This window comes from uncultured Rikenella sp. (genome assembly GCF_948810725.1).
Taxonomy (GTDB): Bacteria; Bacteroidota; Bacteroidia; order Bacteroidales; family Rikenellaceae; genus Rikenella.
Window position 1 is genome coordinate 1 of the sequence record NZ_CAQIVA010000057.1, and the last position, 11,603, is coordinate 11,603.

Consider the following 11,603-nt stretch of genomic DNA (forward strand, 5'->3'; position numbering starts at 1 on the left):
TCTCCGCCATGGGAGACCTGACACGCCTGACTGTCCCGGTGAGTGACACACGGCTATCCGTATGCTATTTCACCTCTTCGAATTCCACATCATGCGGGCCGTCGTCTTCCGGCTGCGCCTGCGAAGCCGAACCCGTCGACCCCGAAGCTCCCGCACCGCCGGTCGAAGAAGCACCGCCTGCAGCATTCCCTGCATTGTAGATATCCTGCGAAGCGGCCTGCCATGCGGCATTCAGCCCTTCGGAATACTTGTCGATATCGGCCAGATTCTGAGACTTATGCGCCTCTTTCAAGCCGTTCAACGCCGTCTCGATCGCTGACTTCTTGTCCGCCGGAATCTTGTCGCCGTACTCTTTGAGCTGTTTTTCCGTACTGAAAATCAGCGAGTCGGCACCGTTGATCTTATCGACCCGTTCGCGGTCCTCCTTATCCTTAGCCTCGTTGGCCTTGGCTTCGGCACGCATCCGTTCGATTTCGGCTTCGCTCAGCCCCGACGAGGCCTCAATCCGGATACTCTGTTCCTTGCCCGTCCCCTTGTCCTTGGCCGAAACGTTCAGAATCCCGTTGGCGTCGATGTCGAACGTCACCTCGATCTGCGGCACACCGCGCGGCGCTGCCGGAATCCCGTCCAGGTGGAACCGCCCGATGGTCTTGTTGTCGCGAGCCATCTGCCGTTCGCCCTGCAAGACGTGGATTTCGACCGAAGGCTGGTTGTCCGTCGCCGTACTGAAGACCTCCGACTTGCGGTTCGGAATCGTGGTGTTGGCGTCGATCAGCTTGGTCATCACGCCGCCCATCGTTTCGATCCCGAGCGACAGCGGAGTCACGTCGAGCAGCAGGACATCCTTCACCTCGCCGGTCAGGACACCGCCCTGAATAGCCGCCCCGATAGCGACCACTTCGTCCGGATTGACGCTCTTCGAGGGTTCTTTGCCGAAGAAGTCCTTAACGACCTGCTGAATCGCCGGGATACGGGTCGAACCGCCGACCAAAATCACGTCGTCGATCTGCGAAGCCGTCAGACCGGCATCTTCCAACGCCTTGCGGCACGGTTCGATCGTAGCGTGGATCAGCTTATCCGCCAATTGTTCGAACTTCGCCCGCGACAATTTGGTCACCAAGTGCTGCGGCACGCCGTCGATCGGCATGATGTACGGCAGGTTGATTTCAGTTTCAGTAGCGCTCGACAGCTCGATTTTGGCCTTTTCGGCAGCCTCTTTCAGGCGCTGCAAAGCCATCGGGTCTTTCCGCAGGTCGACATGGTGTTGCGCTTCGAACTCGCCGGCCAGCCAGTCGATGATCACGTGGTCGAAGTCGTCCCCCCCGAGGTGCGTATCCCCGTTCGTGGATTTCACTTCGAAGACGCCGTCGCCGAGTTCGAGGATCGAGATATCGAACGTCCCCCCACCGAGGTCGTAAACGGCGATCTTCATGTCCTTGTCGGACTTTTCGAGCCCGTAGGCCAGCGCGGCTGCGGTCGGTTCGTTGATAATCCGCGCCACCTTCAAGCCTGCGATTTCGCCCGCCTCCTTAGTGGCCTGCCGCTGCGAGTCGTTGAAGTAAGCCGGCACGGTAATCACCGCTTCGGAAACCTCCTGTCCCAGATAATCTTCGGCGGTTTTCTTCATTTTCTGAAGCACCATGGCCGAAATTTCCTGCGGGCTGTACAACCGCCCGTCGATGTCGATCCGCGGCACGCCGTGTTCGTCTTTCACGACATAAGGCACACGACCGAGTTCGTTTTTGACCTGGTCGTAGGTCTCACCCATGAAACGTTTGATCGAGAAGATCGTCCGTTTCGGGTTGGTAATCGCCTGCCGCTTAGCCGGGTCGCCGACTTTGCGTTCGCCGTTTTCGGTGAATGCCACGACCGAAGGGGTGGTGCGATGTCCCTCGCTGTTAGGAATGACGACGGGTTCGTTGCCTTCCATAACGGCAACGCATGAATTGGTGGTCCCGAGGTCGATACCGATAATCTTTCCCATAATAGTGTATGTGTGTATTTATTTGTTTATTTCGTGTTCGATCGGATTCTTTCCGTACAAGTGTCGTGCCAAACCGAATTTATGTCAAAATGTCAGCCTCGGGTTGTCACTTTGCCGGGCCGCATGATTTTCGATGAATTTTCGCTATTTTTGTTACCAAATCTCGTTCCATTCTATGGAGTACAAGCATCTTTTTTTCGACCTGGACGATACGTTCTGGGATGTGCGCACGAACCAGGAGACGGCTCAGCGCGAACTGTTCGCAGCGTTCGGGCTGGGCGACCGGTATCCGGATTTCGATTCGTATTACGAGACTTTCCGGGAGATCAACCAGCGGCTGTGGACGGAATACAGGGACGGCATCGTGGATCGGGAGACGCTGCGCAACCAGCGGTTCGTGCGGCTGCTGGAGTCGGCGGGCATTCACGACGAGCGGATGGCGATGGACATGAGCAACGAGTACCTGCGGATTTCGCCGACGTGCAATACGCTGATGCCGCACTCGCTGGAGGTGCTGGAGTACCTCAAGACGAAGGGGCATTCGATGTCGCTGATTACGAACGGGTTCAACGAGGTGCAGTTCCTGAAGGTGGAGCATGCGGGACTGAAGCCGTTTTTCGACCGGATCACGACGTCGGAGTTTGCGGGGATCGGCAAGCCGAATCCGGGGATTTTCGAATACGCGATGCGGAAGGCGGGGGTGGGGCCGGACGAGTGCATCATGATCGGGGACGATGTCTACACGGACATTTACGGGGCTTCGACGGTGGGGATGCCGTCGGTGTTCGTCAATTTCCGGGGGATCGAACACGACCAGCATCCGCGGCACGAAATTCGGGATCTGCGGGCGCTGAAAGAGATTTTTTAAGTTCTCTCCGACCCGGCGGAGCGGCAAAGAGAACGGGAGTCCGAAAATTCCGCCGGAAAAATTTGGCGGTCTCGAAAGAATCTCCTACATTTGTCCCCGCATCCGCTTCAGATGCGCTTCTTTTTGCCCAGGTGGCGGAATAGGTAGACGCGCACGTTTCAGGTGCGTGTGCCGCAAGGCGTGCAGGTTCGATTCCTGTCCTGGGCACCAAATAAGCCTCATAATCTATTGATTGTGAGGCTTATTTGTTTTTGCAAGGTGTACTAAAAGTGTACTTTATGACAACTCCCGGGCAAATATCGGCTGAGGCAAAAACAAACTTTAACCAAACCAATATTTCGCTATGGAGACAGATCACATGGAACGCATCGTTAACCGCGCTAATGAAAAAGGGTATAATTGGGACGAGCTTTTTGAATTTATCGTTGATTACGAACCGGGAGAAATTGCCGACAACCTGTTACACTTATATTTCACTCTGACGGAATGTTATGTATTTGATGAAAACACCTCCGGAAGAAACGAAAAATTACATTGTGCTTTGGTCGACCTCAAAGATCTTTATAAAGCCATTAAAGCTGTTGAGGGTGGCAAGAAAGGGCGTATAGAGTGTAGGATTGAGAATACTAAATCATAAATCCGCAGGCATGAAGAAACGGCCACCGGGAGACAATCTCCGGTGGCCGTTCGCTCGTCAATACGGCTCATTTCTCCAGTCGTGCGCCGATGTCGGCCAGCTTCTCCAGCTCGTCTGCAATGGCGTTGTAGATGATGCCATGCGCTTTATTGCGGTTCGCGGCTTCCGCAATCACTTGGTCGATGATCCGATCCGGGATGACCAGCAGGGCGTTTCGTATCTCTTGTGCCGCGGCGAATAGTTCGGCATCTATGGTTGCTTTCTCAACAAGCGATCCTTCTTTTTCTGCCAACTCCAGTTCGGCCAAACGCGCCTTAGCGGCGCGTTCCCTACGCTGGGCATCGTTTAAAGACATTTGGTCTTCGGGCGTAGCCATGCCCAAAACCTCAACAGGGCAGAATGTTTGAATATACGCAGCAAGGCCATTTTTGACAGTTTTTGACAATGGACTGTTGCCGTTGATATTATTATACCAATGTATCGCGGCGGGTTGAGGGTCGATATAATACGGAGCCGCAGGATTGTCGTCAAATCGTTTGACACAGTCCGCAGGTATTCGACCTTTCTTTACCGCAGATCGAACGGTACGGCCATTCACTCCGGTAAGTCGTTCAAAATCGGAAATTTTCATCCATTTTTCGGGCGTTTTTATGTCGTTCATAACAAATGCTTTTGTTGGTGGTACTTGGAATGAAATTTACAGCGGGTAACTAACGCCGAATCGCGGTGCCGACTACCCCCAAGGCGGATTGCTGGGAAGAACCTATATCGCATCCTTTCTGCCTCTCTTTATACTTCAACCGCTTGTTCCCTCCGGTCAGCGCGCGGATACATGGTCTGAAATAGTCTCGATCGGCCTCTATTAATCGGCGTATCGAGTCATTGCGGCACTGCAAATACAAGCAATCCCCCTCAACGCCAATCCCCTCCAAATCCCGAATCAAGATATTGGCCGTGTCGGGATATTTCTTTTGGGCTTCGTCATATAACGTCCTCCATGCTTCAAGAAAGACCGGCGGGAATCTCGGCGGCTGTTGAGGTTCTTTCTGTGTCCATGTGCGCGCCAAGGCAACACGATCCACCACCCGGGTTCCGTTATTGCGCATCCATCCGGAGGCCTCGTAATGGGCCAAAAACCGATCTACCTCACCCGCCGGATCCGTGTAGTTTTTGAAAAAGAACACTTCAAAAAACCTCTCTCTTTCTGTATCGGACGCCGGGGCGTCAGACAGAGATACTTTACTATGATCTGTTTTACTCTTATCTACTATATTCTCCTTTACTTGCGATCGGGTGGCGATCTCCCGGCTATCGGGTGGCGATCCGGTGGGGATACCCCACCGCTTTTGATTGCCTTTCCGTCCGGCCTCGGAGAGTTTCAACCGTTTTTCTTCCAGCGGGAGCATCCGGTTAATCAGGCTTTGCGAAAAGAAAATCGCGTCGCCCTCAACGATAAAGAGGCCATAATTGTACACCACCGTTTTTACCTTCTCGACCGTGGTGTTATACTTCCGCGCAAGTGCAGGAAGCAGAGCTACCGGATAGCGGTACCCGGGTTGATCCCGCAGGGTTTCGATCAGCATCCAATAAATGCCGTATCCCTCCATGCCCAACTGTTCGATTAGCAGAACACATTTCGGGTCGTCTTTGGCATTGGAATCGTGCGGGAAATAATAAGCATCCTTATTCATGGCCGACCTCCTCCCTGTTAACCTCAACAGCATCGTTGTTTTGTCCATTTTCCGGCCTCAACTGCAACACTTCGACACGGATTCCGCTGCGGGGGTTTATTCGCTTGCCTGCCACGCGAATAATATCCGCATCCGACAAATCATAAACGATACGTGTTATATGATTGATCGGGAGGTTGAGGATGTCGCATAAATCCGCCCGCGAATAGGCCTGGGTAGGATGTGCTTGGAAGAAAGTGCGGGCTTTCTTGAATTCGGTTATTCGCAGTTCCGGAGTGGCTGCGTAAGCGGCTAACTGAGAATCCGGACGACGGCGGCACTTTTGATTCTTCGGTCTGTTCATGGCTATTTCCTCCCTTTGCGGCCCATGCAATAGCCCTGCGCCTGATCTTTGATTTCGTACACCGTCTGCACCCGATTTTGGGCTAACCACGCCTCCAACTCCTCCCGGTCGAAATACACCAACTTGCCGGTAGGTTTGAAATGCGGAATCCGATGTTGAGAGGTGAGTTTGTAAAGGTAGGATTTAGATAGGCCCGTGAATTGCGCAGCCTCACCAAGGGTCAATACCTTTTTGGAGGTTAAGCCTGCCATTTTAAGGCTCTCCTCGATTGCCGAGAGTCTTTGTTCTGTTGTCATACTTCCGATGTTTAAAAAGGGTTAACAATCGGCTACCGGTGGCCTGTTACTTGTGTCGACAGGGCAAAAGTAGATGACATAAGAAAGCCAAAATAGTGTTCGATAGTGTCACTTATAGTGCCACCATACTGCACACCGAACAGAAACAACTTATGCGCCTTATGTTGTTAGGTGTTTAACAATTCGGCAAGATCATCAATGTTTTTCGGAGTTCCGCCGTTGTTAGATACAAATTGACTGCGTGCCTTTCCTAATCGCGATTTACCAAATAGTGTATTTAGTGCCTTTTCGGGAAAATTCTGTCCATTATCCCGCCCATTTTCGTCTTTGCAGTAGACCTCTTGACAAAAATACGCCAAACGTGCATCTGACCCTCCGACCCACTCCATCTTATCGTTATTCCGTATAATTAGCCCTCTCCCTATAGCTTTCTGAAAGTATTTCTTTGCTCTTGGCGTATTCAATCCGGCGGGTAGCTCAAATTGATCGGCAACCGGCGCAACAGAATCCCCGCCAGTATTACTGTCGATTTTTGAAGCGAGAAACCGTTTTAAATATTGTACTTTTCCTGCACCGGCTTTCGTGCCGTCGAATTTATCATTATTATAAAAATATAAAGCAGCATCAACCCAAAACGCACGCAGCCGATCCTGATCATAATGTTGTGTCCATCGATCCACATAATCGATTATTTCCGAAAAAGATAGAGTGTCATATTGATAAATTGGATTGCGCCGAATTTTAGCGACTGCATTCGTCAGCTCCGGGCCAATATCGTAATTTTGATATTTAATCGCCTCCAATGATAGCTCATCTAATGTCCCCTTCATTTCTCTGCCATTTGATAAGGTAACCGAATACGCCCGATGTTCGGCGACTTCTGAAATAATATCGAGAAATTCCGAAACAGAGAGATTCCAATAATCACGCTTCATAATCTACAATTTTATTTCCGGCAAGCTGTTTATAGCCTCCTGTTTCAATTTATCCACCGCGCGGGTGTACTTCTCCGTGTGTTTCAAGCCGGAATGACCTAAAAGACTGGCTACCGTCTTGATATTGGCTCCGTTGTTGAGGATGTTGACGGCGAACGAATGCCGGGCGCAATGCCAGGTTATGTGCTTGTCGATTCCGGCACGTTGCGTCCAACGCCTCAACGCTTTTAGGCACATCGTGTGGCTCGGCAACGGGAAAATATAAGCGTCCGTATCGGGCTTGTCGCCGATTAGCCTCAAATGGCTCTCGTTGAGCGGGATAACAACTCCGCTGTGCTTGCTATGTCCTTTCGTTTTGTTCTGCTCGAAGGTCAGGAGCCTGTTCGCATAGTCGACATTGCTGTACCTCAACTCGACCAAATCGCAGAACCGGATACCGGTATAGAGGGAAAAGATGAAGGCGCGCCGGATCACCGGATTTTGGCCCGGATAGACCGTTTCGATCAGGCATCGAACCTCCTCCATGCTTAACACATCTTTCCGTAAAGCCTGATCGTCGATCTTGCAGAGTATGCCGGTGCAGGGATTGCGCTTGAGGACGCCGTTTTCATACGCATGCTTAACCACTTTTTTGAATCGCTGGTATACCGTATGCGCCCCCTCGCCCTTGCTCATTCCCTCCAGGTAGTCCACGAAAGCGGCCATCATCTCAGGAGTCAGCTGCTCGGGCTTTATTGCGGTTTTGTAGATCGGGTAGTTGAGGCCGAGGAACGCCCGGAACTTGCGCAAAGCGGCGTTGAGGTGCCGGATGTCTTTTTTGGTGTAAGTATCGATGTAAGATTGGAAATAGTCGAGAAAATTAACGTTCCGGGACTTGTTGAGGCGGTACCCGTGGATGTCGTTTTTCAACTCCTGCTCCTTCTCGGCGCGGATCCTTACGGCCAGTTCAAGAGTCTCTTTGTTGGTCTGACGTTCCGCCGGTGTACGCGGCGCAGCAAGCAAATAGAGGTTCAATGTCTCTTTGCTTCGGTAGTGCTTGACTTTGACTTTCCCGGTTGCTTCGTCCACCCACTGCGTCCGACCCAAATAATACTCCAAATACAGACTGATTCGCCCGTCTGAAAGTGTACTTTGTTGCAACTTCGGGTTCTCTTTTGTTCTTACAGTCAACTTAGCCACTCTCTTAGACTTTGATTATCATTTCTTTTCTTATATTTGCAAATGTAATGAATGGCGACGATACAAGGTGTACTAAAAGTGTACTCAGTGAAAAATAATCGGAAAAGATCGGATAATAGACCGTATCCAAGAACACGTAAAATGCTGATAATCTGACACTGTTATATTTTTGATTTCCGATATTTGAGGGGTTTTATGCCTGTCCTGGGCACAAAAAAAGGCTGTCGATCGTTTGATCGACAGCCTTTTTTATTTTTCCCGGCAACTCCATCGCCTTTCGACACCCCGCCCCGGGCTACCGCGACTCAGGGGAACAAAATCGACTGGGGGCACTGTACGGCGTCGGCAACTGCGGGTACAGCTGGTCATCCACTGCCGACGGAATCAACGGTTTCGATTTGGATTTCCGGATGTCATGGTCCGAGGCGAGCTATCCGAGTCGCCGCGGCTACGGTTTTCAGTTGCGGTGCCTCTCGGAATAAACGGAGCAGGAGAGCTTTCGACGGAACCGATTGGGGACTTAGAACCCGGGCTTGAGCCCGCTTTCCTATTCAGATTTTGCGGAATGCTGAACCGCACGACCGAACACCTCACCGCTACGCCGCATGGCGCAGAAAGCGGTTCCGCAACCAGGCCCGAACCGGCTCGTCGAAGAGTTTCAGGAATCCGTAAGCCAGCACGACACACCCGACTCCCACGGCGATCATCAGGGGCCAGCTCTCCTGCCATCCCAGATCGTGCTCTTTCACGTAAGCCATGAACAGATAGACGAACGGATAATGAATGATATAGAGCGGGAACGAAATTTCGCCCAGAAACTTACATATCCCGACCGACACTTTGCCCCGGATCGGGCTGCCCGCTCCCGCCAACACAATCAGTGGAAACAGGAACAGAATACTGATCGACTCATACAGCCCGTTGAGCCACAATCGCTGCTCGCCTCCCAGCCGCGGGAAAAACAGAATCGCCGCCAACACCGACGAACAGAGCCAAAAACCGCCCGGAATCCGAATCCGCCGCCCCAGCCGAAAGAGCAACAGCCCGCCAAAGAACGGATAGAGCAGCCGCACCATTCCGATCCCGAACTGCCGGCCCGTCAGCTCGTGCCCGCCGAGCACGCTGCCGTCCGAACTGCCCACCGCCATCCACAGCAACGCAACGCCTGACGCAGCCACGAACGCAACCAGCACGCGTTTCGAGAATCGCCTCACGACCGTCGCATAGAGGAGGTTGCCGATGTATTCAAAGAAGAGCGACCAGGCTGGCCCGTTCAGGGGAAACATCTCGTGCCACGGCTGACGGATGGCCGCGGTAGTCGGGATCAGCAGGCAGCCGGCCAGCATGACCAGCAGCATCTGCCAGACGGGCACCTCTCCGATTTGGGGGAACATCTTCCCGGCACCGAAATAAAAGCACAATCCCCCGATCACCGCCCCGACGACGACCATCGGCTGGAGCCGAATGACGCGTCGCTTGCAGAAATCCCAGAGGGTCATCCGTCCCCAGCGGTCGTCGTAGGCATAGCCGATCACGAAGCCCGAGAGGACGAAAAAGAAATCGACGGCCAGATAGCCGTGGTTGATGAACGGAACGACATAGAGCGGATCGACGGCGTAGATTTCGAAGAGGTGGAAGGCTACGACGATCAGGGCCGCCACGCCGCGCAGGCCGTCGAGAATCTCGTAGTGCGGTTTTTGCGGGAATTGCAGGGGTAAATTGGAGGTCATACGAAAAGCGTGAGGGTTAGTTTCCGGTTTCCGGAGGTTCACCCGCAAAGATATGACAGAACGGGGCCTCGAAAATTTGTCCTACATCAAAATCCGCCCGCGCCTCACCGCCCTTCGCCCGCGCGCAACCGGCTGAGCGTTGAAAGCGTAATCCCCAGATAGGAAGCGATGTAGCTCAGATTGGCCCGCCGACAGACATCGGGAAACTGTCTCCGAAAGGCCTCGTACCGCTCCCGAGCGGGCAGTGCCAGCCGCTCCTGATGGCTGCGATGGAGGCGGCGATATTCGTTCTGGTGGGCGATCCGCCCCCAGTTGCATAGTTCGAGGTTGGTCTCCCACAGGCGTGTGAGCTCGGCCAGCGGAATACGGTAGGCTTCGACCTCCTCCAGCGTCTCGACCTCCTCTTCGCTCGGTCGACCGTAGTAGAGTTCGTCCATGCTGAAGACGATGCCGCCTTCGACCGAAAAGGAGGTGGTCACCTCCTCGCCGTCCACCACCCAGTAGGAGCGGGTCATGCCCTGTTCGATAAAATAGGCGTACCGGTTATACTCGCCTTTGCGAATCAGCCGATAACGTTTGGGGAAACGACACGGAACGACGACGGACTCCAGTTCGCGCACCGTCTGGTCGGAAAGGGGCCACTGCGACCGAATTGTATCTATCACTTTTTTCATCGTCAATCGTTCCGCCCGTCACGGTTTCTGAAGGTCGACTTCTTTCCGGCGATGGGCCTCTTTCCGGAGGTCGACCGAAGAGGGGGCTTTTTGTACGCGGCAAATGCGATCATAAATATAGCACATATTCCGATTCCCGCCTCTCGGAGGGGCAAAACATCCTCATTTCTCCCACATCTAAAACAAGTTCCGAGGGGCCGCCCCGGGCTTCCGCGACACGGGCTACTATGGGCGTTTGGGGGTGTTGTCGGGCACCGGGTACTACGGTTACAGCTGGTCGTCCGGGGCCGACGGTACTGATGGCATATACTTGCGTTTCGGCGTGACGTACCACAATCGCAACCACAAAGGCAGCCGCGGCCACGCTCTTCAGTTGCGTTGCCTCTCGGAATAAACGGGCTGCGGGCCCACGGTGGGCAAAGGAGTGGAACAACCCTGAGTAACTGACCTCTCAACCCTGCATTTAAGTTGCATCCCTGCGGTTCGAAGAACCGCCCGGGCCGGAGCCACCCCAGGCGTAGGGCCGCAACTTCGCGGAGCTCGTTCGGCCCACGCTGGCTCCGACCCGAATCACAAGTGGACACCCCTATCTATTAAGTAAAAGCGCGCCCCAAAGGGTCGCAAAAGCTCAACCAACAAATCAGCCCAAACCACGACAAAAGTTCAGCCCAATTCTGTTGAGTTCGGCCTGCGGCGTCCGGCCCGGGCATCAAAGACGCCCCGCCGCAAGCCCGGCGACCCTTTGGGTCGCAAGAGCACAGCCCATTTACCGTCTCCCATTCGGTGACATTCGCTCTCGGTGTGCCCCCTCGCACTGCTAATGCGTCACTCTGCATCGCGCTATTAGCTCTTAGTCTTAGCTGTTCGCCGCCAGCGGTGAATGCAACGAGCTCCGGCAAGTTGCAGTCCGCCGCGTGGGGTGGCGGCGAACTGCGCGGCTCAATGAGCCGCAGAAGCTCGGCCCAAAGCAAGACCCAACTCACCGCCCAAATCTCAGCCCCATGCTCGGCCCGGCGCGGCGGGAAAACCGGTTACGGTTTTCCCGCCCGAAGAACAGTCACAGCCCAAAGCACAGCCCCAGTTCTCCGCTCCGTGTCCGCCTCACTGCGGCTCCGCTTTCGCTCCGCCGCTCTTTCGCGCGCCTTGCGCGATTCATCTATATTCGGCTACCGCCGAAATAGCTGAATCGCTCTTTTAAGCGGGGCGCGCGGCTTCGCCAACAGGAGGGTACTGCGCTCGGGCCGCGCGGGCCCCACGTCCCGTGGA

At 53.8% G+C, this 11,603-nt stretch carries 12 protein-coding genes and 1 tRNA gene; 4 read left to right on the forward strand and 9 right to left on the reverse strand.

Annotated elements, in window-relative coordinates; genetic code table 11:
• Nucleotides 1-64: 64 nt before the first annotated feature.
• Nucleotides 65-1,984, reverse strand: a complete 1,920-nt coding sequence (gene dnaK, locus Q9S52_RS09725; RefSeq protein ID WP_304708973.1) for a molecular chaperone DnaK — start codon at nt 1,982-1,984, stop codon at nt 65-67.
• 175 nt (nt 1,985-2,159) lie between these two features.
• On the opposite strand from dnaK, the gene Q9S52_RS09730 reads away from it, so the two are divergent.
• The 3 genes from Q9S52_RS09730 to Q9S52_RS09740 all read left to right on the forward strand — a co-directional run bounded on the left by Q9S52_RS09730 (nt 2,160) and on the right by Q9S52_RS09740 (nt 3,489).
• The gene (locus Q9S52_RS09730; protein ID WP_297623971.1) at nt 2,160-2,852 is read left to right on the forward strand and encodes a YjjG family noncanonical pyrimidine nucleotidase; all 693 of its coding nucleotides are present in this window, start codon (nt 2,160-2,162) and stop codon (nt 2,850-2,852) included.
• Between the two features lie 125 nt (nt 2,853-2,977).
• Nucleotides 2,978-3,062 (forward strand) — tRNA-Leu (locus tag Q9S52_RS09735).
• A 133-nt stretch (nt 3,063-3,195) separates the two neighbouring features.
• On the forward strand, nt 3,196-3,489 hold the full coding sequence (locus Q9S52_RS09740) for a hypothetical protein (protein ID WP_304708974.1): 294 nt from the start codon (nt 3,196-3,198) through the stop codon (nt 3,487-3,489).
• Between the two features lie 67 nt (nt 3,490-3,556).
• On the opposite strand, the gene Q9S52_RS09745 is transcribed toward Q9S52_RS09740, so the two are convergent.
• From Q9S52_RS09745 to Q9S52_RS09780, 8 genes are all read right to left on the reverse strand, one after another.
• The gene (locus tag Q9S52_RS09745; RefSeq protein ID WP_304708975.1) at nt 3,557-4,150 is read right to left on the reverse strand and encodes a hypothetical protein; all 594 of its coding nucleotides are present in this window, start codon (nt 4,148-4,150) and stop codon (nt 3,557-3,559) included.
• Nucleotides 4,151-4,199: 49 nt separating this feature from the next.
• Nucleotides 4,200-5,180 (reverse strand): DUF4373 domain-containing protein, encoded by a 981-nt coding sequence (locus Q9S52_RS09750; protein ID WP_304708976.1) that lies wholly within the window; start codon nt 5,178-5,180, stop codon nt 4,200-4,202.
• Nucleotides 5,173-5,523, reverse strand: coding sequence for a hypothetical protein (locus tag Q9S52_RS09755; protein ID WP_304708977.1), 351 nt, complete (start codon nt 5,521-5,523; stop codon nt 5,173-5,175). Before Q9S52_RS09755 ends, Q9S52_RS09750 begins: the two co-directional genes overlap by 8 nt.
• 2 nt (nt 5,524-5,525) lie before the next feature.
• Complete coding sequence (locus Q9S52_RS09760; protein ID WP_304708978.1) at nt 5,526-5,819, reverse strand: AlpA family transcriptional regulator; 294 nt, start codon at nt 5,817-5,819, stop codon at nt 5,526-5,528.
• Between the two features lie 167 nt (nt 5,820-5,986).
• Nucleotides 5,987-6,754, reverse strand: coding sequence for a hypothetical protein (locus Q9S52_RS09765; protein ID WP_304708979.1), 768 nt, complete (start codon nt 6,752-6,754; stop codon nt 5,987-5,989).
• A 3-nt stretch (nt 6,755-6,757) separates the two neighbouring features.
• Entirely contained in the window at nt 6,758-7,933 is a 1,176-nt protein-coding gene (locus Q9S52_RS09770) for a site-specific integrase (protein ID WP_304708980.1), read from the reverse strand.
• A 596-nt stretch (nt 7,934-8,529) separates the two neighbouring features.
• Entirely contained in the window at nt 8,530-9,663 is a 1,134-nt protein-coding gene (locus Q9S52_RS09775) for an acyltransferase family protein (RefSeq protein WP_304708981.1), read from the reverse strand.
• Nucleotides 9,664-9,767: 104 nt separating this feature from the next.
• Complete coding sequence (locus tag Q9S52_RS09780; RefSeq protein WP_294591529.1) at nt 9,768-10,337, reverse strand: Crp/Fnr family transcriptional regulator; 570 nt, start codon at nt 10,335-10,337, stop codon at nt 9,768-9,770.
• 241 nt (nt 10,338-10,578) lie between these two features.
• On the opposite strand from Q9S52_RS09780, the gene Q9S52_RS09785 reads away from it, so the two are divergent.
• Nucleotides 10,579-10,731 (forward strand): hypothetical protein, encoded by a 153-nt coding sequence (locus tag Q9S52_RS09785; protein ID WP_294591531.1) that lies wholly within the window; start codon nt 10,579-10,581, stop codon nt 10,729-10,731.
• Nucleotides 10,732-11,603 lie beyond the last annotated feature (872 nt).

Bases quoted from the DNA above. Each gene is read 5' to 3' on its own strand.
- dnaK (WP_304708973.1), bottom strand. From the start codon at position 1,984: ATGGGAAAGATTATCGGTATCGACCTCGGGACCACCAATTCATGCGTT.
- Q9S52_RS09730 (WP_297623971.1), top strand. From the start codon at position 2,160: ATGGAGTACAAGCATCTTTTTTTCGACCTGGACGATACGTTCTGGGAT.
- Q9S52_RS09740 (WP_304708974.1), top strand. From the start codon at position 3,196: ATGGAGACAGATCACATGGAACGCATCGTTAACCGCGCTAATGAAAAA.
- Q9S52_RS09745 (WP_304708975.1), bottom strand. From the start codon at position 4,150: ATGAACGACATAAAAACGCCCGAAAAATGGATGAAAATTTCCGATTTT.
- Q9S52_RS09750 (WP_304708976.1), bottom strand. From the start codon at position 5,180: ATGAATAAGGATGCTTATTATTTCCCGCACGATTCCAATGCCAAAGAC.
- Q9S52_RS09755 (WP_304708977.1), bottom strand. From the start codon at position 5,523: ATGAACAGACCGAAGAATCAAAAGTGCCGCCGTCGTCCGGATTCTCAG.
- Q9S52_RS09760 (WP_304708978.1), bottom strand. From the start codon at position 5,819: ATGACAACAGAACAAAGACTCTCGGCAATCGAGGAGAGCCTTAAAATG.
- Q9S52_RS09765 (WP_304708979.1), bottom strand. From the start codon at position 6,754: ATGAAGCGTGATTATTGGAATCTCTCTGTTTCGGAATTTCTCGATATT.
- Q9S52_RS09775 (WP_304708981.1), bottom strand. From the start codon at position 9,663: ATGACCTCCAATTTACCCCTGCAATTCCCGCAAAAACCGCACTACGAG.
- Q9S52_RS09780 (WP_294591529.1), bottom strand. From the start codon at position 10,337: ATGAAAAAAGTGATAGATACAATTCGGTCGCAGTGGCCCCTTTCCGAC.